The organism is Phormidesmis sp. 146-12 (genome assembly GCF_052939495.1).
The window spans coordinates 1-24,511 of record NZ_JBJPHS010000046.1 but is presented as its reverse complement, the minus strand read 5'-3'; the positions used below and the strand labels follow the sequence as shown (position 1 = coordinate 24,511).

General features: G+C 50.0%; 22 protein-coding genes. 14 read left to right on the top strand and 8 right to left on the bottom strand.

The genetic code is table 11. The features are described 5' to 3' along the window. The first annotated feature begins 82 nt into the window (after positions 1-82). Together ACKFKF_RS19080 and ACKFKF_RS19075 are read left to right on the top strand one after the other, a co-directional pair. On the top strand, positions 83-808 hold the full coding sequence (locus ACKFKF_RS19080; protein ID WP_446856895.1) for a DUF1995 family protein: 726 nt from the start codon (positions 83-85) through the stop codon (positions 806-808). Between the two features lie 232 nt (positions 809-1,040). Beyond that, positions 1,041-1,826 carry a metallophosphoesterase family protein gene (locus ACKFKF_RS19075; RefSeq protein WP_446869155.1) on the top strand — a complete coding sequence of 262 codons (786 nt, stop codon included), beginning with the start codon at positions 1,041-1,043 and terminating at the stop codon, positions 1,824-1,826. A gap of 332 nt (positions 1,827-2,158) precedes the next feature. On the opposite strand, the gene ACKFKF_RS19070 is transcribed toward ACKFKF_RS19075, so the two are convergent. From ACKFKF_RS19070 to ACKFKF_RS19050, 5 genes are all read right to left on the bottom strand, one after another. Continuing rightward, positions 2,159-4,354 (bottom strand): secretin N-terminal domain-containing protein, encoded by a 2,196-nt coding sequence (locus tag ACKFKF_RS19070; RefSeq protein WP_446869154.1) that lies wholly within the window; start codon positions 4,352-4,354, stop codon positions 2,159-2,161. A gap of 85 nt (positions 4,355-4,439) precedes the next feature. Next, positions 4,440-5,345 (bottom strand): hypothetical protein, encoded by a 906-nt coding sequence (locus ACKFKF_RS19065; protein WP_446856892.1) that lies wholly within the window; start codon positions 5,343-5,345, stop codon positions 4,440-4,442. Continuing rightward, positions 5,342-6,178 (bottom strand): PilN domain-containing protein, encoded by an 837-nt coding sequence (locus tag ACKFKF_RS19060; protein WP_446869153.1) that lies wholly within the window; start codon positions 6,176-6,178, stop codon positions 5,342-5,344. Before ACKFKF_RS19060 ends, ACKFKF_RS19065 begins: the two co-directional genes overlap by 4 nt. Position 6,179: 1 nt before the next feature. Next, entirely contained in the window at positions 6,180-7,292 is a 1,113-nt protein-coding gene (pilM, locus tag ACKFKF_RS19055; protein ID WP_446869152.1) for a type IV pilus assembly protein PilM, read from the bottom strand. 792 nt (positions 7,293-8,084) lie between these two features. Then, positions 8,085-8,936 carry a hypothetical protein gene (locus tag ACKFKF_RS19050; RefSeq protein WP_446869151.1) on the bottom strand — a complete coding sequence of 284 codons (852 nt, stop codon included), beginning with the start codon at positions 8,934-8,936 and terminating at the stop codon, positions 8,085-8,087. A gap of 293 nt (positions 8,937-9,229) precedes the next feature. Between ACKFKF_RS19050 and ACKFKF_RS19045 the strand changes: the two genes are divergently transcribed. After that, the gene (locus tag ACKFKF_RS19045) at positions 9,230-10,519 is read left to right on the top strand and encodes an ABC transporter substrate-binding protein (RefSeq protein WP_446869150.1); all 1,290 of its coding nucleotides are present in this window, start codon (positions 9,230-9,232) and stop codon (positions 10,517-10,519) included. A gap of 197 nt (positions 10,520-10,716) precedes the next feature. Here the strand turns inward: ACKFKF_RS19045 and ACKFKF_RS19040 are convergent, their stop codons facing one another. Then, the gene (locus ACKFKF_RS19040; protein ID WP_446869149.1) at positions 10,717-11,067 is read right to left on the bottom strand and encodes a TMEM14 family protein; all 351 of its coding nucleotides are present in this window, start codon (positions 11,065-11,067) and stop codon (positions 10,717-10,719) included. Between the two features lie 21 nt (positions 11,068-11,088). Between ACKFKF_RS19040 and ACKFKF_RS19035 the strand changes: the two genes are divergently transcribed. From ACKFKF_RS19035 to ACKFKF_RS19020, 4 genes are all read left to right on the top strand, one after another. After that, entirely contained in the window at positions 11,089-12,048 is a 960-nt protein-coding gene (locus ACKFKF_RS19035; protein WP_446869148.1) for an isopenicillin N synthase family dioxygenase, read from the top strand. Positions 12,049-12,802: 754 nt separating this feature from the next. After that, positions 12,803-13,153 carry a hypothetical protein gene (locus tag ACKFKF_RS19030; RefSeq protein WP_446856885.1) on the top strand — a complete coding sequence of 117 codons (351 nt, stop codon included), beginning with the start codon at positions 12,803-12,805 and terminating at the stop codon, positions 13,151-13,153. Next, on the top strand, positions 13,150-13,731 hold the full coding sequence (locus ACKFKF_RS19025; RefSeq protein WP_446869147.1) for a DUF1802 family protein: 582 nt from the start codon (positions 13,150-13,152) through the stop codon (positions 13,729-13,731). Before ACKFKF_RS19030 ends, ACKFKF_RS19025 begins: the two co-directional genes overlap by 4 nt. 79 nt (positions 13,732-13,810) lie before the next feature. After that, positions 13,811-15,460 carry an AMIN domain-containing protein gene (locus ACKFKF_RS19020; RefSeq protein ID WP_446869146.1) on the top strand — a complete coding sequence of 550 codons (1,650 nt, stop codon included), beginning with the start codon at positions 13,811-13,813 and terminating at the stop codon, positions 15,458-15,460. Between the two features lie 171 nt (positions 15,461-15,631). Here the strand turns inward: ACKFKF_RS19020 and ACKFKF_RS19015 are convergent, their stop codons facing one another. Continuing rightward, positions 15,632-16,969 carry a hemolysin family protein gene (locus tag ACKFKF_RS19015; protein ID WP_446869145.1) on the bottom strand — a complete coding sequence of 446 codons (1,338 nt, stop codon included), beginning with the start codon at positions 16,967-16,969 and terminating at the stop codon, positions 15,632-15,634. Between the two features lie 225 nt (positions 16,970-17,194). Then, positions 17,195-17,557, bottom strand: coding sequence for a hypothetical protein (locus ACKFKF_RS19010; RefSeq protein WP_446869144.1), 363 nt, complete (start codon positions 17,555-17,557; stop codon positions 17,195-17,197). Positions 17,558-17,981: 424 nt separating this feature from the next. Here ACKFKF_RS19010 and ACKFKF_RS19005 point away from each other — a divergent pair, with 424 nt between their 5' ends. The 7 genes from ACKFKF_RS19005 (at position 17,982) to ACKFKF_RS18975 (ending at position 24,480) form a co-directional block, all read left to right on the top strand. Continuing rightward, on the top strand, positions 17,982-20,738 hold the full coding sequence (locus ACKFKF_RS19005) for an NACHT domain-containing protein (RefSeq protein ID WP_446869143.1): 2,757 nt from the start codon (positions 17,982-17,984) through the stop codon (positions 20,736-20,738). 50 nt (positions 20,739-20,788) lie between these two features. Next, complete coding sequence (locus ACKFKF_RS19000; RefSeq protein WP_446869142.1) at positions 20,789-21,031, top strand: type II toxin-antitoxin system RelN family antitoxin; 243 nt, start codon at positions 20,789-20,791, stop codon at positions 21,029-21,031. Continuing rightward, a complete protein-coding gene (locus ACKFKF_RS18995; RefSeq protein WP_446869141.1) occupies positions 21,021-21,422 on the top strand; it encodes a type II toxin-antitoxin system RelE/ParE family toxin in 402 nt (133 codons plus the stop codon). The genes ACKFKF_RS19000 and ACKFKF_RS18995 overlap by 11 nt, the downstream gene beginning before the upstream one ends. An 11-nt stretch (positions 21,423-21,433) precedes the next feature. Then, positions 21,434-21,838 (top strand): hypothetical protein, encoded by a 405-nt coding sequence (locus ACKFKF_RS18990; RefSeq protein ID WP_446856877.1) that lies wholly within the window; start codon positions 21,434-21,436, stop codon positions 21,836-21,838. A 3-nt stretch (positions 21,839-21,841) separates the two neighbouring features. Beyond that, positions 21,842-22,081 (top strand): UPF0175 family protein, encoded by a 240-nt coding sequence (locus ACKFKF_RS18985; protein WP_446856876.1) that lies wholly within the window; start codon positions 21,842-21,844, stop codon positions 22,079-22,081. Beyond that, the gene (locus tag ACKFKF_RS18980; RefSeq protein ID WP_446869139.1) at positions 22,078-22,572 is read left to right on the top strand and encodes a DUF3368 domain-containing protein; all 495 of its coding nucleotides are present in this window, start codon (positions 22,078-22,080) and stop codon (positions 22,570-22,572) included. Before ACKFKF_RS18985 ends, ACKFKF_RS18980 begins: the two co-directional genes overlap by 4 nt. Positions 22,573-23,136: 564 nt before the next feature. Continuing rightward, positions 23,137-24,480, top strand: a complete 1,344-nt coding sequence (locus ACKFKF_RS18975; RefSeq protein ID WP_446869138.1) for an NACHT domain-containing protein — start codon at positions 23,137-23,139, stop codon at positions 24,478-24,480. Positions 24,481-24,511: the final 31 nt, after the last annotated feature.

The following is a 24,511-nucleotide window of genomic DNA, read 5'->3' as shown; positions in this document are numbered from 1 at the left end:
CGTCCCAGAGTAGGTAGTGAAATTATCTCTATCTTTGCAGACGGACGTGACGCTTTCTAACTGCTTTCTAATTGATTGCCTTATGGCTGAACTTCCTACCACGCTAGATGACGCGATCGCTCAGGCTCAAACTGCAATTCAGGCGGCGATCGCTGCGGGCTATACACGTCTTCAGGTCGAGATTTTGTTTCCCGAACTCAAACCTCTACCGATCGCAGGAACGTTTCTCACAGCCTTTACAGAGTGGGGAAGCGGGCTAAAAGTTTTCTTTACAGATGCGGGCATGGCGGCTCTGGCAAAACGGGATTGGGGAGAAGTTCCCTTTCAGATTCGCAGTTTAGATGTCGCAGGCGCACGACAAACTACATCGGCTGAGGAGCAGGTTGATCCTGAAGATCAGCTTTATATTTTTGTGGCTCCCAGTGCTGTCGAGGTTGCCCCAGTTGAGCAGATTTGCAGTGTGGCGGGCGATCGTCCAATTGTGTTGTTCAATGCCCGACTAGAAGACGTATCTACGATCGGCATTGGCTATGCAGGTCGTCAGCTTCGACAGCGTTTTTTGGATACGATCGAACCCTGCTATCACTTGCGCCCTTTGGATGACCACTCGGCGATTTTGCGCTGCTACCCTGACCCCTGGCAAGTCTGGCTCGAAACGGATGGCGTTTATCAAGCGATCGCCGAAGTTGCCGAAAAGCCTGATTCTGAAAAGCTAGATGAGCTATTTGCGTCGGTGACTGGAAGCCAACAATCAAGACAGGGGCTACTTTCAGGCTTGCAGCAGTTTTTGAGAGCTTTAGGAAGATAAAGTTTTTGAAGAGATCCTGTGATGATTAATACCTGTCTCGTGAGATCCGGAAAGCGAAGGGGCATAATTGCAGTTAGTAAGCAGGTCGATTATTCACGACTTTTCCACCTTGGACACTTCTTGCAGAGACTCTGGATGCAATGGGTAGAAAATTAATTTCTTACTTCCCAGAAATTAGTCCAGACAAGGGGTATCTGCATAAAGTTCGCGTTTTCATATTTCCTCCAAACTTGTGTTTAGACTTTTCGAGAAAGGCGATCGCATGACCTCAAACTCCCCCCGTCGAATTATCATTGGTGATGTGCATGGTCACTACGCTGGGCTAATGACGCTTTTAGACGCGCTAGCTCCTGGCGCAGAAGATCAAGTTTACTTTTTGGGGGATTTGATCGATCGCGGCCCGCAGAGTGCTCAGGTGGTCGAATTTGTCAAAAGTAGCCCTTATCAATCGCTGCTAGGCAACCATGAACAGCTTCTGCTCGAATCGTTTCCTAACGGGCAAGTGTTTGCGCCTGCGCTCCAGGCTTGGTTACAAAGTGGCGGACGGGCGACGGTAGCTAGCTATGGCGATTCTGGAATCTTGCTCGAACACGTTGACTGGATACGAACATTGCCAACGCATCTAGATCTGGGTGATTTGTGGTTAGTTCATGCAGGGGTGCATCCTGACTTGCCGATCGAGCATCAGACTTCTCAAGAATTTTGCTGGATTCGCGAAGAGTTTCACGGCTGTCCGCGCCCTTATTTTGCCAACAAGACGATTATTACTGGACACACGATCACCTTTACGTTTCCGGGCGTGACCCCAGGGGCGATCGCTCAAGGACAAGGCTGGCTCGACATTGATACGGGCGCTTATCATCCTAAGAGCGGTTGGCTGACGGCGCTAGATGTTGATCACGGTAAGGTTGTCCAGGTAAATGTTTACAATCAGACGGTGCGGACGTTGATGCTCGAAGAAGCTACCACCAGAGTTGAACTGGGTCGAGTCTCACGCAAACAGGCCTTGCATCGGTAGAGCGCGATCGTTCTTCTAAAGGTCGCGCGAATTCGATGAAGTTTTTTTGCTGCGTTGTTCAGCGCTTCTGCCCCCAACCCCCCAATTTTGGGGGACTTTCAGACAAGATTTTGGGTTCAAAGTCCCTCACTCATGGGGGATTTAGGGGGCTGCCTGGATTAACAACCACAGCGAAAGATTTCATCGAATTCACGTTAAAGGTCAGGTTCAATTAGTTGTCTCTCTACTCAAAAAGCCAGGACTCAGGAACCATTCCCGAATTCTGGCTTTTTAGTGGGTGAATGATGAACAACTGTTTGAGTTATTCACCATTCTAGAAACAGGTTTATGAGTTAGCGGTTTCCATTCTGTTGTTGCTGCTGCAAGAATTGGCGAACATCGGCTCCAGGCGTGTAGCCATACCCATAAGCAGAACGATCAGAATCATCAATGATCTGGGGAGTCAACAGTACAATTACCTCCCGCCGTTGACTCGTCCGCTGAGTGCTGCGAAATAGAGCACCCAACAGAGGAATGTCTCCTAAAATCGGAACCTTAGTGGAATCGACGCGATCCTGTTCCTGAATGATGCCTGAGAGCACGAGCGTTTGACCATCGCGCAGACGGATCTGACCTGACTCCACTTTTCGTTCTGACAAGAGCGTGATTCTGTTGCTGCTGCCCGCAGTCAAAACGATTTCGGCGGTGCCGTCTGGCTGCGAGATAGAAGGAGCAACCGATAGAGAGACATAACCGTTGTCGTCGATGCGATCGATCTTAACGGGCAAAATGAGTCCAGCAGGCTTCTTTTCAACCGTTACTGTAGATTGAGCGCCACTCGTACCAACCGATGTGATCTGCTGGGTGAAGTTGGTAACGACCTCCTGAGTCAGGTTTACCGTCGCTGTCTGACCCTCCTGAACAACCAGCGTTGGGTCGGTTAATATTTTGGCATTGCCGTTCGTTACCGCAGCTTGCAACTGAGCAAAGAAAGCACGGGCGAAATTAACAGCGGTGCCAGTTCCAGGAACACTGGTTACAAGACCAGGTTGTCCTGTCAATCCGGTTGAGCCGGGAGTTCTGGTGCCAAAGTTGAGCAGGGCGACCCCGTTTGAGTTGACAAACTGTGAATTGCCGACCCCAAAGGAGAAACTCACACCTGCTCGGTTGAGGGCAAGCAGATTGATATCCACTACTTTGACATTGACAGCCACCAACCGCCGTCTCGAATCAAGCTGCACCAACTGACTCGTCGCCAACTCGATTTGTTTGGGACTCCCAATCAGCGTGATCGAGTTGGTTCGCTCATCCCCCGACACCTGCAACCCCCGCAACAGCGGCGTAGAATCTTGGAAATTGGCTCGCTGAACTTCAACTCTAGACTCAGTAGTTGTTTCGGTTTGCGTCTGAGGCTGGTTGCCCCCTCCACCTGTCTGGGCACCTTCTAGCTGCGCGGCTGACTGAGCCACCACCGTTCTAACTTGACGTTCGCGAGTGACCGCACTTTCTGCGCCCAAGCCCACCAAAAAATTGACCGCACTGGTCACCGGAATCTGATTGAGCCGCAAACTGCGAGAAGCCAAATTGCGAGCTGCATTGGGCAATCTTGGGCCGACAAAGATCGTCCGTCCGCTCCGGTTAGCATCCAAGCTGCCACATTGAGCGCTCCCACCGCCCTGAGCGCCCCCTGCCGCCGGGACACAAGCAATCCGCAGCACATAGTTAAAGACATCCTGCACCGACTCATTCTCAATATCGAGAGAAATCGTTGGGCCACCAGACGTTCGTCCAGCCGCTCCGGGCGCTCCAGCAGGCGATCCTTCACTGTAAGCCAGGTTCAAATTGGCTGCCCGTGCCAGCAGAGACAACACTTCTCGTACCGGAGCATCTCTCAACACCAACCGGGGAATCCGTTCGGCGGTGCCCAGGTCGATCGACGCAGCACTCGTATCCGTCTGTGAAACCGAAATATCTCCGACAGGCGGCGGGACAGCCCTTCTCTGAAACGGTGGCACTGGAGATGTAGGAACACTCGGCGCACTCGGCGAAATAGCCGGGTTGGGCGTTAGCGGCGCAACAGGAACGGTCGGAGAAGGCGAGGCTGAGGGCGTGGGAGCCGTGGGAGTTGCAGGAGTCGCTTGAGCGATCGGGCCCCCTGTACTGTTGACGCTCAAAATTACCCCTTGAGCATTGCGGCTAGAAACTTGCCCTGTGGGAGTGCCACCCTGACCAACCACGGTCACTTGTACTCCATTCCCCGCAACTGGCGTAACTGCGATCGACGAGATCCCAGGGGCAGGATTGCTCTGCTGAAAAGGAGCGCGGATCTGAGTGTTAAACACGTAGGCTGTCCAAGTGTTGCCTCGATTGACATTAAACACCTGGGGAGGGCGATCGCCCGCTTGAGTTTCGATTACCACATCCACGCCAGCGCGAGTTGGATTGAGCTTGACATTGGTAATCTGAGATGGAGCCGCCACCGCTGGCAAGTTAGCGATCAAAGCGATCGTCGTAGCGGCCATGCCACTGATTCCATAAAGTTCTTTCACTGAATTCACTCCTCCCTCAACAAAGATAATTAGTTAAAGCGTTCGAGACGTTAGACAAATGGACGACCTCGCAGAATTTGTCCATCTATTTAGGTGAAGCCACCGGGCTGACCACAGGGCTGGGAGCCAATGCTTTTCTATCTGCCGCGCTCAAAGGCAATAGCGCCTCCATTTGAAAGCTTGTCGTTAGCACCGCATCCGGCTGGCAATTCGTCAAAAATCGCACAGATCCCCCCGGCCCGGTTTCATAGAGAACGGTACCCGGCTTATTTCCTGTGCCAGTGCCGACCTGCACACTGAGATTTTTTACCAGAAGCAAGGGTTGAAGTCGCTCGATCGTTCTAAAAATCGACTGCGTTTGGTTAAAGTTGCCCTTAAAGTCAACGCTCACACTTTGACGCTTAAGCTTGTTGTTGATGGCTGGCCCTAAAGAACTGTCAGTAATCACTTCGGCTCCCTTGGGATTGGGTTCAAACCGATTTAGCTTGGCTTCGGCAATCAGCGCCCCGGCTTGGTCTTCAAACTTCTGGTAAGTGAGGATGTTGGCATACTGATCTCTCACCCAGGAGGGGCAATTATTCAACTTGCTCTGAGTCGCAACCACTCGCCCAGCATTGTTTTTCTCGATTAACTGGTTGAGATCATATAGCAGGGTATCCAGCGTTTTTTCGTTGGCAAATAGTGCATACACCTGATCGCGTTGCTGATTAACCTGCGTCAGTTTTGTTTTCGCGTCTGCCACCTGTTTTTTAACGGCTGCAATCTGGTTGACCTGTTCGCGCTTGGCTTCTACATCTGCTTTGAGGGTCTGATAACTTTCCCAGGCAGGGCTGACCACATAGGCCCAAAGAGCCGCCGCACCAATTACCCCTGCGGTCGCCAACAAAACCCCACTGACGACGGGCGTGATCGTGACCCCAAAAACCGTGGGGTAGCTTGGGCCCTGATCAAAGTCAGAGTCTTGAGGAATAAAATCTCCACCTGCCGTCATGGTTTAATCACTCCCTTATCTTTGAGCGCATCAATGCGAGTCACCAGTCCAACGGCTCCTTTGCGTTCGAGTTCACGAATTAACTCAGAAGCAGGAACCTCATTCAAAGCAGTCTCAATGGAAAATTCGACTTGGGGCGGCAATTTTGGCGTTTCTCTAGACCCTCCACCTGGAGTTGACCCCGGAAAATTGAGGCTTTGTAGAGTTCCAGGAGTCCCTAGTTTTGCTGCCAAAAGCCGTGTTTTGTCGCTCTGCATAAAGTTAGAGCGCTGTAGAGTCAAGATAAAGTCATTGACATCATTAAAAGAATTGGCAAGCCCTGTGATTTGAATCACGCCTGAAACAGGTGGAGCGGGTTGAGCGCCCCCGGCAGCGGGAGAAGGCGCAGGCTGGGCAGCGGCCCCCGTCGTTGGAGGAGCCACTTGTTTGATGGCGGTGACTTGTACCCCCGGTGGCAAGCGATCGCGAATATCTTGAGCCATCGCTGACCAGGGTTTGATCTGGTTAAACACTGTTGCCAGCGCTTGCGTTTCGTCGGTGGTCTGCTTGATTTGCTCGTTGACGGCGGCGAGTTCTTTCTTCTGCTGTTCCAAGTTGCCAAGCTGACTGTCTAACTCGGCCTGCTCAGTGGTGAGTTTGGAACTTTCTGCCTGAAGAATGCCCCACAGCGCCAGCATCACGACCGGGAAAAACACGCCTGCGGCTAGACCCCAGTAAAGGGGACGACGATCGCTTGACGCAAACGTAGCCGTTCTAGGACGGGTGCCTCGCCTCGCCCCATCGGGCTTATATTCAGGGCGATCGTTGAGAAAATTGATGTCTAAACTATACATTTCACCATGCCTCCCTCAGTCCTAAGCCCAATACAACGCCCAATCCTGGTCTCGCGGTCAGGGGAATTTCTTGCGGCGTTTCTAGCGAGAGGGCTGCCACCGGATCGACTTGATTGCAGGGCAGACTCAGCCGTTGGGTAAAAAATTCGTCCAGTTGTCCGATCGACGCGCCTGGCCCAGCCAAAAGCAGTTGGGCCACCTCCAGGTTTTCGCCCTGGTTGAGGTAAAAGTCGATCGATCGGCGCAATTCGTCAGCCAGTTCTCCTAAAACTCTCAGCATGGCGGCGGTGCCGGGATTGGTGCCACTGCTCATTCGCGGACTGCCCATTGTATCCATCGGGTTAGAGGGAATGGTCATGCCCTGGAGCAAATCGATGCTGCGAGACGGAGGCAGATTCATCGCGCGAGACAAAGCACTCTGGATCTGAAACGACCCGATCGGCACGGTGCGCGAAAATTGGGGAACGCCATCCACTGTGATCGAGATTTCGGTGCTTTCAAACTCGATATCGACGAGGGCGACCGCTTCTTGGGGGGCAAATTGCCGCAGTTGGTCGCGAATCGTGCGAATCAGCGAAAAGCTGCTAATCTCTAGTACGTCTACTTGCAGGCCCGCCTGGCGAAAGGTGTTGATATAAACGTCGGTAATTTCTTTGCGGGTGGCGACGAGCAAAACCTGGACTTTTTCGATGCCGTCTTCGTCAATAAATAAGCCGAGTTTTTGATAGTCTACGTCGGCTTCTTCGCGCGGGAACGGCAGGTAGAGGCCGGCTTCCTGGTTAAGAACCATTTCTCGCAGCTCGCGATCGTCTAGCTCGGCGGGGACAGGAATGATTCGAGTGACGGTATCGCGCCCTCCCGGAACGGCCGTCGCGGCTTGTTTAACTTTGATTTTGTTATCAGCCAAAGCGGTTTGAATCAGTTCAGACATCGCTGGCGGATCGACAATTTGCCCTTCTTCAAACACCCCGTCAGGCACGGGAACGGTTATGAAGCTGGTCAGTTTAAACCCCTGACCCTGCTTGCGTAACTGGGCAATGTTGATGCGATCGGGGGCTAACTCTATGCCAACCCCTTTCGACTTTCTTGAAAAGAGACCTTTTAGACCGTTCACCACAGATTTGTTAGCCCACTAAGAAATAGTTTAGGAACCCGGTTTACCGACAGAATTCATCACAACACAGTCAGGTGCTAGTGCATAGTACACAATTTAATTCACAATGACTCGTTTGGATACAAACTTGCGAACCCATCAGAATCATGTAAGGAATTTATTGTACATTCACGCAATAAATTTTGATTGACGACTTTAAACTACCCCAAACTGAGCAGTGAACAAACCAGGTCATTCTAAAGGAATCTCAGACCTAAAAGGTTTTGATTTCTCCAGGGTAAAACGCACTGACCTGATAGTTGGCAGACGCTTCGATCGAGAATTTGTTTGCTTAAAATTCACCGATTTTGATAGCGTTGACCACTCTTCAGTGAATAGTACACGCTATTTCAGAAAACAGACGAATAATTCTTTTAAGCTGTGATAAGTGGGGTGGAGGCGTGAGGGGTGAGGAGTGGGGGGTGAGGGGCGAGGAGGAAAGAGGGAGAACAGGATTATACGATCGAGCTTTGAACGATCGCGGGTTTAGGAATCAAGAGCGATCGGTTAAGAACTCAGACGATTCACGATCGCCTAATTGAAATATTGGTAGCTAAAAATCAGAGTATGGAAGGGTAAAGTTTGCTTTGATATCCTCTACATAACAAAAGTCAGGCGTGAAAGAGTTTCTTCTATATAAATACAGATGAACACAGGAAAACCATGTCGCTATCGCAACACGGCCTCTGCAAAAAGATGGGAGAAGTTTGGGTTAGGTTGTTTTGAGTAAAACTCTGAGCAAAACGAACTGTGTTAGCTTCCTGTGCAGCGTTGAGTCCAGTTAGGGATGGCGGTTCCGGCGGCGGCTAAAGACTCCAATCGACCCCGATATTGACGAAGCTGCGATCGATAAAGTCCCTGACTGGCAGGAGCCGCCGCAAGGGCCCGATCCACGATAGCAATGGCTCCTCGCCAGTTTTGGTTGCAGGTCGCCTGGAGCAGTTGAGCATCCAATCCGGGAGTCGAGTTGTTTAGCTGACTGGCGATCGCCGTTCTGATAAAGCCTGTGGTTTGAGGAAGAGGCTGAGATGTGGGAGAAACTGGAGCCGGGGTGGTTGATTGACTGGGCGTTTGGGCTGGAGCCGTTCTGACTCTGGGCTGTCTTGGGGTCTGATTATTGGGAATGATCACGTCATCTCCTTGAATAATCCTCCGCTCGATGACATTGGGCGGGTTTGCGGGGTCATCCGTTGGAGAGCCTGTTGCGGGAGTGGTAGACGGAATCGTTGATGCGGGAGCATTTCCCCCCGAAACGCCAGGATTGGATACAGGCTGATCACCCGTCGGCACTGAGGGAGAACTTGTCGAGGGAATCGTTGATGCGGGAGCATTTCCCCCCGAAACACCAGGATTAGATACAGGCTGATCACCCGTCGGCACTGAGGGCGCACTCGTCGAGGGAATCGTTGACGCAGGTGTGTTTCCTCCAGAAATCCCTGGATTGGTCACAGGTTGATCCCTCGAAGACTGTGCGATTAAAAGCGGAAAGCCTGCGGTCGTCGATTGAGTCAACCCAGCATCGGGAAACAGTGAAGCCAACGCCAGAGACGCAAGGCCGACAGAAGAATGTTTCGCGATCGCGCTCAGTTTTGAAACCCTGATCATGTCGTCTTCTCTCCTTGGAAGTTTGCTGTTTTCAGATTGGATCGAAAACCGAGACCATTACCTCTACCAAAAGAAAGGAGAACGCTAATATCTCAGTTCTGAGTTTTGAACTTTGATAGGTCAGGTTAAACAGTATGAACCTTAAAAAAACCAACTTTTAGATCATTTTGCCGCTAGAAAATCTTGAACTTCAAGCCGCAAAACTCAAAACTGAATCTTTAGAGGATCAGGTAGACTAAGCTACCGATCGCTGTTTAAGTTAAGAATCAAATCAAGTTAAGAATCAAATTAAGATGCGTCAAATGAGAGCCTGGAAAAAATTTGGAGTGCTTGCGCTGTTGGGCATTGTGTTGAGTTGGTTGGTGAGTTGTGGCGCGCCCGCAGTCAGGCAGCAGGCATCCAGTTCGAGGGAGGTTGAGTTTTGGACGATGCAACTACAGCCTCAGTTCACCGATTACTTTAACCAACTGATTGCTACCTTTGAAACCGAAAATCCGGGCACCAAAATCCGTTGGGTCGATGTGCCTTGGGCGGAGATGGAGCGCAAAATTCTCACAGCAGTTGCCGCTAAAAGTGCGCCCGATGTGGTGAATCTCAATCCCAATTTTGCCTCTCAGTTAGCCACCCGAAACGCCTGGCTCGAACTCGATAGCAAAGTGCCCGCCGAGGTCAAACAGCAGTATTTTTCTAACATTTGGCAGTCGAGTACGTTGGATGGCAAAAGTTTTGGGTTGCCCTGGTATCTGACGACGCGAGTAGCTATCTATAACAATGATCTACTTAAGCAAGCGGGTCTGACTAAACCTCCGACAACCTATGCAGAATTGGCCCAAGCCGCCAAACAGATCAAAGACAAAACGGGAAAATATGCCTTTTTTGCGACCTTAGTTCCTGAAGATTCTGGTGAGGTTCTCGAATCGTTTGTGCAAATGGGGGTGCAGTTAGTAGACGGACAGGGAAAAGCTGCCTTCAATACGCCCCAAGGGAAAGCTGCGTTTCAATATTGGGTGAATTTGTACAAAAATGGTCTGATGCCCAAAGAAGTGCTGACTGAGGGACACCGCCATGCGATCGACCTTTATCAGCAAGGACAAACCGCAATTTTGGCATCGGGCGCGGAGTTTTTGAAGACGATCGAAAAGAATGCGCCTTCGATTTCTAAGGTGTCTGCCTCTGCGCCACAGATCACCGGAGATACGGGCAAAAAGAACGTTGCCGTCATGAATTTAGTGATTCCTAGAGACACCGATCAGCCCGATGCGGCTCTTAAGTTTGCGCTGTTTGTTACGAATGATCAAAATCAGTTGTCGTTTGCCAAAGCGGCCAATGTGTTGCCTTCGACGATCAAGGCTTCAGAAGATCGCTATTTCACCAACATTCCTGCTGATGCAACTCCGGTAGACAAGGCCAGAATGGTCAGTGCCAGCCAATTAAAAACGGCTGAAGTGTTGATTCCAGCGATGAAAGATGTCAAGGAATTGCAAAAAGTCGTCTATCAAAATCTGCAAGCTGCGATGCTGGGACAGAAGACTGTTGATCAGGCGGTGAATGATGCTGCCCAAGGCTGGAATGGACGATCCTAATTCCTTTAAGCCTTGACTCCGATTTAACGTCAATTCCATGGAGTTCTTTCGCTTCGCTCTCAGGTTCTTCTGCCCCCCAACTCCCCATTTTGGGGGACTTTTAGAGAAGATTTCCGGCTCAAAGCTGCTCACTTGTAGGGGATTTAGTTAGCTCTCCCGCGTTCGTAGCCGTAGCGAAGAAGTTCGTCGAATTCACGTTAAAAACGTCTGCTACTGAGCATTGACAGCGTAGGCAGCCCGTAGCCAACCGTTGCTAAAAAGCTGAGAATCGCCATCAGACCCGCAGGCATAAAGGTGCGCGTTTTGGAAAACCGAACGGCAAACACCCCCAACAGCAAAAGGGCAACCAGGCTGGCTAGACCAAATCCGAGCAAGAGATCCCGCCAGCAGAGATAACACGCGATCGCCAGCACCCCTCCACTAGCCAACCCCGAAATCAGCGATACCTTACTTCTAGAATTGACATAGCCGATGATGCCCCCGATCGCCACCAGGATTCCGTATCCCAAAATTGACCAGATGCCCAGAAGCGGCAACAATAAATCCATAATTTCATCCTGCTTGTGATAATGCTGCAAACGATTCCCGTCGTCGATCTACAGGATTTTCTCTCTGATTCGCCACAGCAACAACAAAGTTTTGTATCAACGATGGGGAGAGCACTGGAGGAAATTGGCTTTTTTGCGATCGTCAATCACGAGGTTGATGCAAGCTTAATTCAGTCTGCGTATCAAGTTGCTCAAGATTTTTTTACGTTGCCCGACTCGATCAAGCTGCGCTACGAAGACCCAAAACTCAACGGACAGAGGGGCTTTACTCGCTTTGGGCAAGAACACGCCAAAGATCATCCTGTTCCTGATCTAAAAGAATTTTGGCACGTCGGACGCGATGCAATCTTGCCCAATCTGCGACCTCAAGAAATTCCTCAATTTCATCCCACCCTGAACGAGCTATATGCTCAGTTAGATCAGTGCGCTGCCAAACTGCTCGAAGCCTGTGCGCTGTATCTGGAGCAGCCCAGAGATTTTTTGAGTGAGATGGCCGAAAACAGCGATACCATTTTGCGCGTGATTCACTATCCGCCCATTCCCGATCGTGTCCATCCAAATAGCTTGCGATCAGCACCCCACGAAGACATCAATCTGATCACGCTACTCTGTGAAGCCACCGCCGAAGGTCTAGAACTATTGCAGCGAGACGGCACCTGGCAACCAATTCACGCGGTCACGGGTCAAATTATTGTCGATAGTGGTGACATGCTCCAACAACTGACCAACGGGCGACTCAAAAGTACAACCCATCGCGTCACAAAACCGGACAACGATCGCGATCGTCGGTTCTCGATGCCATTTTTTGTCCATCCGAGCGGAGCGATCGATCTGACACCGCTCCCTAGCTGCGTTGAGCAAACGGGAGGAGTCGCAAAATTTCCGCCTATCACCGCAGGCGAATACTTACAGCAACGTCTTCGAGAGATCGGACTTAAAAAGGGAGGAGGGAGGAGGGATGAAAGAGATTTTGCGTTCTGAGTTCTGAGGCTTGGATAGAAATGAGAGCGTTTTTGCGTTTTAATCCAATGTCAGTCTGATGAAGTTCTTTCGCTTCGGTGTTCAGTGCTTCTGCCCCCAATTCTGGGGGACTTTGAGACGAGATTTTAACGTGAATTCGATGGAAGTTTTTCGCTTCGGTCTTCAGCGCTTCTGCCCCCCACCCCCCCAATCTGGGGGACTTTTAGATCATATTTTTCGTTCAAAGTCCCTCACTCGTGGAGGATTTAGGGGGCTGCCCGGATTTGTAACGGCAGCGAAGGATTTCATCGAATTCACGTGATTTTAGGTCAACGTTTCTCAGGGGCGAGGGATTTGGGAGGCGTTCTGGAGTGGCGATCGAAGTCAAGGGGTTTACTGAATTTGCGTTAACCTACGTTCTGCATCACCAGCCAGAAATCTTAAACTCATCCCTCCTCCCTCCTCCTCAACCTCCTGCGGCAAATGTGACCATCACAAAGACCGACAATAGAATGCCAGGAGAGAGCATCAAAACGAGCATTAGCAGATCATGAGTAGTCATGGAGTATTCTCTCTAGAAGGTTACGATTTCGTCACGACAAGAATTTGAATCTGGTGTCAGCCAACACGGTTACTTGTCCCTCATTCCATGCTAGTTAAATAGAGAGCGATTTTTTGCTTTTTCGAGATTGAGAAAACCTGAAGATTGTCAGGTAGACCCTGGGTCAGCACCTGCCAACCAAACACCAACCGCACTCTACCAATTCTCTCCCCCATGAATAACTTCTCCTTTGATGAGTTACAGAGAAAAGACCTGTTTATCGCATTAGGTTTGTGGCTCGTGGTCGAGTTTGTGAGCTTTGTGTTTTTTCCTTCGTTGGGGCTGATTAATCCGGGCGCTAGACTGAGAACATGGTTTACGATGAGCCTTCCGCTGGGAATCGGGGGAGCGCTTTTGATCAGCAGCAGTTCGCGATTTATGGCGATGACTCACGAACGAGCCAACAACAATCGATTGCTCTACAGCTTTTTGGGACAATTTGGCGGCTGGATTGGGTTAGCGGGCATTTTATTTCCTCTGTTTACGGTTTGTGTTGAATTTTTCTCAAACTTAGAATTTGGATGACTAGTCTCAGACATGCGCTTAAAGAATGGGCGATCGCCGTCCAAGCTCTCGAACAGGGTGAAACGATCGTGCTGCTTCGCAAAGGCGGCATTCGAGAACAGGGCGGCCGCTTTACCGTCTCTCAAAATCAGGTGTTGCTCTATCCCACTTACGAACATCAGCAGCCCCATTTGTTGAAAGACAAGTCTCGATCGGTTGAGCCTGTTACATCCGGGTGGCATCCTGAAACGGTGAGAATTGGCTCGCTCGCTGACATGACTCACATTTTTCAAGTCACTGAAGCAGCGGTTTTAGAGTCTTTGTTGCCCTTTCACATCTGGACGGCTGACTTCGCAGAAGAACGCTTTCAATGGAAGCCAAAATCGCCGCTCTATGTGCTTTTACTAAGGGTTTCTCGACTGCCCAAAGCCCAAATGATTCCTTATCGAGAAGCGTATGGAGGCTGTCGATCGTGGATTGATTTAGAGACTCCATTTGACGTTACGGACGTAACCCCTGTTTTCGACGACACTGCTTATTTACAGCAAGTTGAGCAGATTTCTAACCGATTGAACCTGGTCGAATCTCAGTCGTCTTAAAAGTCGAAACTTTTGCTGCAAAATCAACACTTGCGACTATCCTAGAAAGCCAAGTCGGTTGAAAATTTGCGGCAACCTCATGTTTAAAAAGCAGTTTAACCAGCGATCGAGACGGACATCGAATGGGTTTGGTCAAGGCATTCACCTTTTGCCGTTTGCGGTTTGTTTGGCAAGCTCCTCGGCATGGGCGGCCCCGCTACAAAACTGGCAATATGACCCTGCCGCAAATCAGCTAGAAGTTACTGTCAAAGATGGGGTCAAGCCCCGCTATTTTTTGATGGCGCAACCTGCTCGCATCATTTTAGAAATTCCTGAAACAGAGTTAGGAACGGTGCCGACGCAAAAGAGTTTTGACGGAGCGGTCAGACAAGTTCGGGTGTCACAGTTTCAGCCAGGAGTGACGCGAATTGTATTAGAGCTTTCGCCAGATACAGTCTTGACGCGGGATCAAGCGCAGCTAAAACAAGTGGGAGATGCCGAAAAGTCGAGCGATCGCTGGGTTCTTCGGCCGCTTTTGGCGCAGGCACCGACTCCTAAACCAACCGCTGTGAGTGAGTCGCCGAGAGTTGCTGCTGGCCCCCCGATCGCGCCTGCCAAGACCGCACCGCCTCTCAGTTCCCAGCCTCCGGTTCCTTCAGAAGACGACGCGCCTCCCGCAGATACTGCCCAATCGAATCAGCCTGAGACAAATCAGCCAACCGATAAGCCGATCGACATCGTGGTTTCGCGGCCTGTTCAACGGGTTCCCTCTCCTGCGGCTTCGACCAGTCTGCCTCCGACTAAGCCTCCGACGGTGGTTTCGACCAGTCCGGGCCCGGTGCCGCCATCGCCCGATCGCTTTCCGCCGGGGATCGCGCCTGTTGTGCCAGAGACGGCTTCGATTAATCCAACGCCTGCTTTAGAAAGTGCCACCACTCCAGCGGCCAGTTCGATGGGTGCCAAACCTTCTCTCCAGCTTCCGGCGGTGAGTTCTAATTTGAGTATTCCAGACTCTTTGCCTCCGGTGAGTGCGCCCAGTCCGGGGACGGCTCCGAGTGTGAGTGTGCCTCCGATCGATCGTCGCCCTGCTAATTCCAATCCGCTTCCTCCGGCTGAGATCCCGAATCCAGCGACGATGACGGTTCCTCCTGTGCAGCCTGCGGCGCGTATCGAGAATTCATCGGGGACATCGGGTGCGATCGAATTTGGTCAACCGCTGCCCACGGGTGGCATGGAGTTGGGTTCTCCGCCCACAAACGACACCCGTTCTGCCTTGAGGCTGTTGTTGCCTGCGGGGACGGCGTTTAATCTGCGCTACCCCGGAACTCAACCATTGTCGTTACAAGGCGGTCAACCTCGTCAAGAAGCGTTAGTGCTGCCAGCCGATTTGCGGGATGTGAATGGGAACGTGATTGCGCCCGAAGGCACCACCGTTTTGGGACGATTTGAAACCGATAACAATGGCAGTCGATTTATCACACAGACGATTTCGCTACCGGGGCAAAGTGTGACGATCGCCGCTCAATCTGAACCGATCGGCGGCGGCAATCGCAAAGTTTCTGACAATCGTCTCTTTCGCAACTCAGGGATTGGGGCGTTGGCGGGGGCAATTTTGGGCGGTCTGTCGGGCGGGAATGTGTTTGGCGGGGCGGCCGCGGGGGCAGCTTTGACGTATGTGACTTCTCCTAAGCCTGCGACCCTTCAACCGGGTCAACTGCTTGAGGTGCGGCTAGTTGAGGATTTGAGATAATGCGAATTCGATAAATTTGAACTCACAGAATTCTTCGCTTGAAGTGTGGAGTCGAACTGTCTCCAAGTTTTCTGCTAGAAGGGAATCTGGATTAGAAATGCGCTCAAAAGAGCCAAGTTTGCCTTCGCAGACCTCGATTTCTTGTGGCTCTTGAGTCATTACCCTCGATCGCTAATCTCGATAATCGCGCGATCGCCGCTCGGCTTCTTCGTCCACCATCACCAGCACTTTATCAACTCGATTGCCATCCATATCCATCACTTCAAAGCGCATCGTACTCCACTCAAAATGGTCAGCCGGAGCCGGAATTCGCCCCAGGTGCATGACAACAAAGCCGCCCAAGGTTTGATAAGTGCCCCGCTGCTCACCCGGCAGTTCTTCGTCTTCCAGGTTGAGAATTTCTTTGAATTGGTAGATGGGCAACATTCCATCCAGTAGCCAGGAGCCATCTTCACGCTGGACAGCCTGCGGTTCTTCGAGTTCTTCGATTGACGGAATATCGCCCACGATCGCTTGCAGCACATCCGTAAACGTCACCAATCCCTGAATCACGCCATACTCATCGACGACAAAAGCGATCTGAGTTCCCGACTGTTTAAACAGTTCCAACACTTTGAGCGCACGGGTGCTTTCGGGGACAAATACAGGAGTTTGCAGGGAACTGGTGAGATCCAATTCTTGCCCTGACCAGCTTTTGACCAGCAGATCGTAAACTTGCACGACCCCCAGCAAATTGTCTAAGCCTCCGTGACAGACCGGAAATCGCGAGTGAGAACTCTCCATCATGGCGCGGCGGTTTTCTTCGGCGGAGTCTTCTAGATCGAGCCAGATAATGTCGAGTCGGGGAGTCATCAACGCGCTGATGCGCCGATCGCCCAGCCGAAACACCCGTTTCATGATGTCTTCTTCTGCTTGCTCAAACATCCCGGCTTCGGTGCCCTGCTCGATCATGACGCGAATCTCTTCTTCCGTCACCTGTGGCTCTTCTGAGGGACGAACGCCTAAGATTCGCATGACAATATCAGTAGAGGTGCCCAGCAAAAGGACGATCGGGGCAGCAATTTTGGCCAGCAGACTCATCGGAGTCGCCACCATTACCGAAATCCGTTCGGGATGGGTCAGAGCCAACCGTTTAGGCACCAATTCGCCAATAATCAGCGTCAGATAGGTAATGCAAATCACCGAGATCAGAAATGCCAACACCTGAGCATAGGGCTGAAATAGCGGAATTGAGGCAAAAAACGGCTCAAACCTGCGTGACAAAGCGGCTTCGCCAAAAGCACCAGAGACGATCGCAATCAGCGTGATCCCCACTTGTCCGATCGCCAAGAAGTTATTCGGATCATTTGCCAGGTCTAGCGCCACCCTCGCCTTACGGTCTCCCTGATTTGCCGACTGCTGAAGGCGAACCTTACGGGCGGAGACGATCGCCATTTCTGACATGACAAACAGCCCATTGGCGATCGTTAAAAGCAAAATGACCAGAAGTTCAATGCTGAAGGAAGGCATTCCCTGAAACTGCCTGTTGGTATGGCAGGAAGGTATCAACTGTCTTAGTGTATCGCTGAATGGTCAGGAGGGATGAGGGAGGAGGAGGGAGGAGGGAGGAGAGAGGAGGGAGGAGGGAGGAGTTGTGGTTGAAGTTTTTGAGGGTGGCGAAGGTTTGGGTGGGATGGTGCTGTTTATCGGGGAGTAGCTACTCTGGTTTTTTAGAGCAGCTACCGATCGACTGACTTAGCTGGCGGCGGTTTCTTTGAGTTTGCGGGAGGGGAGTTTGCGATCGGATTTGCGTTTGAGTCCGATGGCGACGGCTTCTTTGCCATCTGAGCCAAATTGCCCTCTGACGGCTTCTTTCATGGCGAGGACGGCACTATGGAAGGTTTGTTCTGCTTTGCGGGCGGCTTCGGCGGCTTCGCGGGCGATCACTTGCTGTTCGGTTTCGAGCTGTTGTTTAGACAACATGGTTTGGTAGGCGACCTGTAGGCTTTCGGGGGTGGCTTCGGTGCGGCTGGTGGCGTAGCCGATGACGGCATTGAGTCCGTTCATGGAGTCTACGTCTTGTTGAATGATTTCGCGGGAGAGACGTTTGCTGGGCATAAAAAAAGTGTGTCTTTAGATGATCATTTTTAATATTCCCGGCAGTTGTTTGTGGCTAAATCCGTGAAAAGCCTTGAAATTATCTCTATTGAGATGGGGGACGATCGCGCTAATTCAGCAAATTCCGCAGAGAAATCGAGTGCGACGCAGGGCGAATTGAATAAACGCGATCGAGTTATGTATATTCCGCAGAGAAGATCGAGTGTGACAAAAGAAACATCGAATGCGACGCAGGGAAAATTCGATAAATGCGGCAAGATTCCGTATGTTCCGCAGAAGAGGTCGAGTACGACGTGAGGGAGATACGATCGGCAGTCTTTCCTATTGAGTTTCTTGCTAGACAGAAGAAATGCTCAAGCCTCCCGGTGTTTAGAATTTGAATGTGTAGGATAAAGAACAAGCTCTTTTTAAGGTTGCACGATCCATGTCTTCTCAATTTCAGCCCTATCTTGAGTCGATTTGTGCCACTTATGAAAAGTGGTGGGAAGCCTATGCTTTCATGGACGAAATCGATGCTTCGACTTGGTTTGAGTTTGAGCTAAACAGCATAACCAAAGACAAGCCTAAGTCACCAGGAGGAAAGCCCACAGACAAACCACCGCAGCGCGTTCTTCAAGCTGTTAATGAGTATGCAAACGCAAACGAGAAAATCTTGATTGTAGGCGGTTCTGGAGCGGGGAAATCGACTCTGCTAGCACGAATCTTTTGGCAAGCCGCAGAGAAAGCACAGCAGGATAGAACGTCTCCAATTCCGGTTTTGGTGGAGTTGAAAGCTTATCAGATGGCAGGTGATCGCTCAGGAATTCGAGGACTGATTTTGAGCAGCTTGGAAAGCCATGATCCAGGTTTAGATGGCGATGATTTGAAAAGACTGTTGAAAGAGAAAGAGCGGCCATTGCTTCTACTGGTCGATGGGTTGAATGAGTTACCACAAACCCAAGCACAAACCGATTTGAAGAATTTTTGGCGTAACATTCCCTTGATCGCTACGGCTCGCCATGCTGGAGATGGGTGGGAGATTGAGCGAAAGTTGGAGCTTCAACCTCTTTCACAACATCAAGTGAAAGATTTTTTGAAGGAACGTTTGCCGAATTCCGATCGCGTTCGATTACAAGAATTGGGCGATCGAGTGCGAGATTTTGGTCAAACACCTTTGATGGTATGGATGCTTTACTGTATTTTTCGGACTGGCAATGAGATTCCAGCGACTCGTGGAGAAGCCTATCGCAAGTTCACGAATCTGTATGTGGAGCGATCGAAAGAAGGGATCGATTTAACTGAATCACGTTTTCGACTGATGAGATTAGCTTTTGAGATGATGCAGTCTCAGAAACCGAACGAGCCGACAGACTTTCAGCCAGATATTCCCGAAACTGATGCTCAAAATCTACTTGGCTCCGAAAGGAAATTGAGACTTCTGCGGGATTGTCATTTACTTCAATCGTATGGTGAGTCTGGCAATCCTCGAGTGCGTTTCTGCCACCAATCGCTTCAGGAATATTATGCGGCGGAGGCTTTGCTGAATCGGCGTATTCATCTGGATGGTGAGGTACTGAAGCGAGAGTATCTTAACTATTTGAAGTGGACGGAGCCTGTGGCGTTGATGCTGGGGCTGGTGGATGAGGCGCAGGCGGTGCGATTGGTGAAGCTGGCGTTAGAAGTAGATTTGATGTTGGGAGCGAGGCTAGCAGGTGAAGTCAAAGGAAAGCTTCAGTCAAATGCTCTTGCAGACACTTTACAAGAATTAGAAAAGGTTGCGCCTGAGTCGTCTTGGCTCAAACTCAAGGCGCTGAGAACAATGGATTCAGAAGTGGCACATCGCCAACTGGCTGATTTGGTTAATCATTCAGACCACAGGATTGGAGACGACGCATACTTGACCCTGTTAATCCGTGCTCCTGAATTTATGCCGGAACGATGTGAACCCAGAGAGCGCTCTAGTTGGGTTCGAGAAGTAATTGAGAGTATTTCTAAAGATCCTAAAGTCGAGGAGTTACCCCCACTACATCCACAAGTTATAGAGCATCTAGTTCCTGACATTAGAATTATCTATGATGCTTGGATTTCTGGAGTACTGAGTTCTGATGAAGTGCTTTTAGAACTAGCTCCATTATTGAAAAATCCAAATCCGCAGGTTCGATGGAGCGTAGTTGAAGTAGTGGGTAGTCTCAAATCCGAAACGAGCCTTCCAACTTTGTTTCGAGCAATTGAAGATCCTGAATCGTCGGTTAGCCATAGTGCAGGGGTAGTTATAGGACAACTTGGATTTAAGTCAGCGATATCAAGGCTGATTCAAATCATTGAGCAGAATCCAAACTCTGGGGTGCGGTTTAGTGCTGTTACTAGTTTACGTATGATCGATTCGATCGAGGTAATTCCAGGATTACTCAAGGCAATGCAGGATTCCCATATTCCTGTCTGTCGGGAGGCGGTTGAAGCTTCAGAGAAGTTTGATTCTGAGGCAATTGCTAGTGGGCTATTCCAGATAATTTCACATCCAGATCCACATATACGTAGACTGGCAGCAAGTAGACTACGTATTCTAAGTGCCAAAGAAAACATTGCGAAGTTTCTCAACGAAACTCACCTTCAAGCCTTAGTTGCAAAGCTTGAGCATTCAGATCCACTGATATGCTGGCATACCGCTTTCATTCTATGGAATGTTGCGTCTGAAGAGGTTATCTTACTCCTTCAACCTAAACTAAACAGTGGAAATCATAATACCCGATTGAGTGCAGCCTTAGTTTTAGGGAAATTTGGTTGTCAGGAAGCAGTTCCAAGGCTGATTCAGATGCTGGATTATTTGAACCTCAAGAGTGATTTAAACATCAGTGGTTTAGATCTCCATGAGATTTCTTACCTAGCTGCTTATGCACTGGGACAGTTTGAAGGCACATCAGCAGCCCACACTTTGCCTAGGCTGCGCGTTCTGATCTCTACCGAATTAGGCAAAGATGCCCTCCGCGCTATGCTTGCCATCCAAAAGAAGTGCGAATGCTACAACTACGAAATCTTTCAAGCCTATCTGGAAGCACAGAACGTCGATCGCTCAACCCACCAAGAGAGCGATCGCTCTCCCACCACAATCAACAACTTCCCCAACGCCACCGAAGTTAAAATCTTTGAAAACGTCGATCAGTACTACGAAACTCCACCCCGATTGAAAGATCCGCCATCATAGAATCACACTTACCCTACATTCTCCTGAAAACCCAGCCTATGAGAATCCACATGAAAGCGATCGAAACCACCGCAACTCTTACAGAAGATGGACAACTTACCCTCGACGAGCCTCTGAACCTTGCCCAGAACAGTCGAGTCCGTGTGATTGTCCTCGTCGCTGAACCCGAAGAAGACCTCGAAGATACTCCAATTGAAGAAATTCGAGAAGGACTCTATCAAGGCTGGCAAGATGTCCTAGCCGGAAGAACCAAACCCGTCACTCAGCTTTGGGAGAACGTGGATGTCGATTGATCCACCCATCGAAGTTAGAGTTAGCGATCGCTTTGAAAGTGAAGTTTATCAACTTGGCAAACGCTACCGCCGTATCCGGCTTGACATTCAACCCATCATCGATCAACTCGAATCTGGTGAACTGCCTGGAGATCAAATTCCTGGCATGAACTATACCCTCTTCAAAGTCAGAGCCAAAAACAGTGACGTTCAAAGAGGAAAAAGCGGCGGCTACCGCATCATCTACTACCTCAAGACAGAAGCCCAGATTCTTCTTGTGACCATTTATTCCAAGTCCGACAAATCTGACATTGCTGCCGATGAAGTTCGAGAAATTATCACCCGTGCGGAGGCTCAATTCAACTCTTTAGACGATCGCTCAGAGAATCGCGAAACCCTCGACCAAGAATAACCCGGAATCAGATGACTAATTCTTCTAAATACAACTTCCCCAACGCTCAAAAAGTTCAAATCTTTGAGCAAGTAACCACCTACATCGAAAATAACCATCCCACAGATCCCGAAATTAGCAAAGCGATCGCTGACCTCACGCTTCTACTCACCCAACTCCAAACACAACATCCTCAAGTCACTACCGAATCCCAAGCCCTCACCGTCCTCGACGCAGAATTCACCGAAATTCGGCAATCCACAACTCATCCCTTTGTCACCCTCCGCCAACAACTGCTAAATCCAGAACGGCATCTTCAAGCCATCAAAGCTACCTTTGCAGAAGTCGCCAAACATTACCTCGAAGAAAGCGTGTGGTCAAAAGCTGTCGTCACCTATCTCGATAAACTGAGTGAAACCCCTGATCAAGGAGCTTAAGTTATGCAAATTACGATCGACATCCCCGACTTTCTCAATTTAACCGAAGCCGAACTTCGCACCGAACTCGCGATCGCGCTTTTCCAACAAGATCGCGTCAGCCTCGGTAGTGCTAGTAAAATCGCAGGAATACACGTCATGGATTTTCAAAAACTCATCAGCGATCGCGGCATCTGCATCCATTACGATGTCGAAGAATTCCAACAAGACATACAGCATCTTCAAGAGCGCGGTTGGCTATGATTATTGTCAGTGACACCTCCGCGATTGGAAACTTAGCGATCGTCAATCACCTTTGGCTGCTTCAGAGCATTTATGGCAAAGTTCTGATTCCCGATGTTGTTGCACAAGAACTCAGCAACGCCTCACGCCCTGAAATTCAAGCTGTACTATTACTCGAATGGATTGAAACAAAAGCGATCGTCAATCTCGCAATGGCAAACACCCTACAGCAAGATCAAAAACTTGATCCAGGCGAATCTCATGCAATCGTGCTGGCGTTAGAACAACAAGCCGATGAACTCCTGATGGATGAGCGCAGAGGCAGACAAGAAGCCACAAAATTAGGAATTCCAATCATCGGAATTCTTGGCGTTCTATTGATTGCAAAGCAACGTCAATTGATCCCACAAGTTCAACCCATCTTAAATGCTCTGATTCAACAAGCCTCCTTCAGACTCAGTTCAGCACTCTACGCGCAAATCCTACTACAAGCAAAGGAAACTCGGCCATGAAAGCGACCCCTTGCGGGTAACTCGAAGAGATCGAAACCACCGCAGCCCTCACCGAAACAGGACAACTCACCCTTGATGAACCGTTCAATCTCGCTTACAACAGTCGAGTTCGTGTAATCGTCCTCGTTGCTGAACCGGAAGAAGATCTTGAGACACCTCGATCGCCGCAATTCGGTAGATTCCGCAGGGAAATCGAATGAGATGCAGGACGAATTTGAGGGACGCGATCGACTGAGGTCAATTCCGCAGGGGAGATCGAATAGAACGGAAGAGATATCGAATGCGACGCAGGAAAAATTCAATTAGCGCAACAAGATTCGGTAGATTCCGCAAAAAAGATTGAATGTGACAAAAGAAACATCAAATAGAATGCAGGGGAAATTCGATGAGCGCGGCAAGATTCCGTATGTTCCGTAGAAGAGATCGAATGTGACGTGAGGGAGATACGAGCGGCAGTCTTTCCTATTGAGTTTCTTGCTGGACAGAAGAAATGCTCAAGCCTCCCGGTGTTTAGAATTTGAACGTGTAGGATAAAGAACAAGCCTTTTTAAGGTTGCGCGATCAATGTCTTCTCAATTTCAGCCCTATCTTGAGTCGATTTGTGCCGCTTACGAAAAGCGATCGAGCTTCTACACGCAAACGGATGCGGAAGGTCGAGAGCAGTTTTTTGACTTGATGGTGGAGACGGCAGAAGAAGAAAGACCGGGCGACCGCGATCGACCAAAGGAACGAGAGAAGATCGAACGGTTGCCTGTGCTGGCGGGATTGCAGAAGTATGCCTCAAAACACGTCTTGCTAGTCGGTCGTCCGGGGTCGGGCAAGTCAACGGCGTTAGAGCAATTGCTGTTGGAGTTGGCGAAGAAATCACAGCAAGATGCAGCATTGTCGATTCCGGTGTTGGTGCAGTTGAAAGCCGATCGTCCGATTTTGTCGTTGATTCGGGAGACGGTGCGGCGGCATCGATTACGACTGACGGAAGCTGATCTTGATGATCTGCTGTTTGAAGGCAAACTGCTGCTGTTGTTAGATGGGGTGAATGAGATCCCTCAAGAGACATTACGGCAAAATTTGCAGCAGTTTCGAGACGATAATCGCAATGTGTCGATGGTTTTTACGACCCGTGATTTGGAATTGGGAGGAGCGATCGGCATTGAGAAAAAACTGAAGATGCAGCCTTTGACTTCTGAGCAGTTGAAGGAGTTTGTCAGGAAGTATTTGCCGGAGCAGGGAGAGGCGCTTTTAGGGCGGTTGAACGATCGCTTAAAAGAGTTGGCAGAAACGCCGCTGTTGTTGAAAATGCTCTGCGATGTGTTTCGGCTTGAGGGAGAGTTGCCGCGCAGTCGAGGAGCATTGTTTCGCACGTTTGACCAGAAGTATGAGGAAATTAAGGGAACGGTGCCTGTTTCGGCAGATTTTCGGCGGTTTAAGTCTGAGCTATTGCAGCATTTGGCGTTTGGGATGTTGGCAGGAGAGGCACTAGAGCCACAGTTGAGGCTTCCTAGACGTGAAGCAGAGCAGAGATTGGAGGCGTTGCTGACTGGGCGAGTGAATGCACCGGGACAGGCGGCGAAGGAATGGTTAGAGGATTTGCTGGAGCATCATCTGTTGCAGGTGGCGGACGACCCAAAGCAGATTGAGTTTCATCACCAACTGTTTTTGGAATATTATGCGGCAGAAGCATTGTTGGAGCAGTTGCCGGAGTTGGGCGATGAGCAACTGAAGCGGGAGTTTTTGAACTTTGTGAAGTGGACAGAGTCTGTGGCGTTGATGTTAGCGCTATTGGAAGATGAAGCGCAGGCGGTGCGAGTGGTGAAGCTAGCGCTGAATGTGGATTTGATGCTGGGCGCACGAATGGCAGGAGAAATTAAACAGGAATACCAAGTCAACAATAGTCCGGACGATTTTTAGGAGAGGGAATCGACAAGAAAGCCATCGATCT

What these genes read in the sequence shown, in the direction of transcription:
- ACKFKF_RS19080 (WP_446856895.1), top strand. Translation starts at nt 83, where the DNA reads ATGGCTGAACTTCCTACCACGCTAGATGACGCGATCGCTCAGGCTCAA.
- ACKFKF_RS19065 (WP_446856892.1), bottom strand. Translation starts at nt 5,345, where the DNA reads ATGACGGCAGGTGGAGATTTTATTCCTCAAGACTCTGACTTTGATCAG.
- ACKFKF_RS19060 (WP_446869153.1), bottom strand. Translation starts at nt 6,178, where the DNA reads ATGTATAGTTTAGACATCAATTTTCTCAACGATCGCCCTGAATATAAG.
- ACKFKF_RS19050 (WP_446869151.1), bottom strand. Translation starts at nt 8,936, where the DNA reads ATGATCAGGGTTTCAAAACTGAGCGCGATCGCGAAACATTCTTCTGTC.
- ACKFKF_RS19045 (WP_446869150.1), top strand. Translation starts at nt 9,230, where the DNA reads ATGCGTCAAATGAGAGCCTGGAAAAAATTTGGAGTGCTTGCGCTGTTG.
- ACKFKF_RS19040 (WP_446869149.1), bottom strand. Translation starts at nt 11,067, where the DNA reads ATGGATTTATTGTTGCCGCTTCTGGGCATCTGGTCAATTTTGGGATAC.
- ACKFKF_RS19035 (WP_446869148.1), top strand. Translation starts at nt 11,089, where the DNA reads ATGCTGCAAACGATTCCCGTCGTCGATCTACAGGATTTTCTCTCTGAT.
- ACKFKF_RS19030 (WP_446856885.1), top strand. Translation starts at nt 12,803, where the DNA reads ATGAATAACTTCTCCTTTGATGAGTTACAGAGAAAAGACCTGTTTATC.
- ACKFKF_RS19025 (WP_446869147.1), top strand. Translation starts at nt 13,150, where the DNA reads ATGACTAGTCTCAGACATGCGCTTAAAGAATGGGCGATCGCCGTCCAA.
- ACKFKF_RS19020 (WP_446869146.1), top strand. Translation starts at nt 13,811, where the DNA reads ATGTTTAAAAAGCAGTTTAACCAGCGATCGAGACGGACATCGAATGGG.
- ACKFKF_RS19015 (WP_446869145.1), bottom strand. Translation starts at nt 16,969, where the DNA reads ATGCCTTCCTTCAGCATTGAACTTCTGGTCATTTTGCTTTTAACGATC.
- ACKFKF_RS19010 (WP_446869144.1), bottom strand. Translation starts at nt 17,557, where the DNA reads ATGCCCAGCAAACGTCTCTCCCGCGAAATCATTCAACAAGACGTAGAC.
- ACKFKF_RS19005 (WP_446869143.1), top strand. Translation starts at nt 17,982, where the DNA reads ATGTCTTCTCAATTTCAGCCCTATCTTGAGTCGATTTGTGCCACTTAT.
- ACKFKF_RS19000 (WP_446869142.1), top strand. Translation starts at nt 20,789, where the DNA reads ATGAAAGCGATCGAAACCACCGCAACTCTTACAGAAGATGGACAACTT.
- ACKFKF_RS18995 (WP_446869141.1), top strand. Translation starts at nt 21,021, where the DNA reads ATGTCGATTGATCCACCCATCGAAGTTAGAGTTAGCGATCGCTTTGAA.
- ACKFKF_RS18990 (WP_446856877.1), top strand. Translation starts at nt 21,434, where the DNA reads ATGACTAATTCTTCTAAATACAACTTCCCCAACGCTCAAAAAGTTCAA.
- ACKFKF_RS18985 (WP_446856876.1), top strand. Translation starts at nt 21,842, where the DNA reads ATGCAAATTACGATCGACATCCCCGACTTTCTCAATTTAACCGAAGCC.
- ACKFKF_RS18980 (WP_446869139.1), top strand. Translation starts at nt 22,078, where the DNA reads ATGATTATTGTCAGTGACACCTCCGCGATTGGAAACTTAGCGATCGTC.
- ACKFKF_RS18975 (WP_446869138.1), top strand. Translation starts at nt 23,137, where the DNA reads ATGTCTTCTCAATTTCAGCCCTATCTTGAGTCGATTTGTGCCGCTTAC.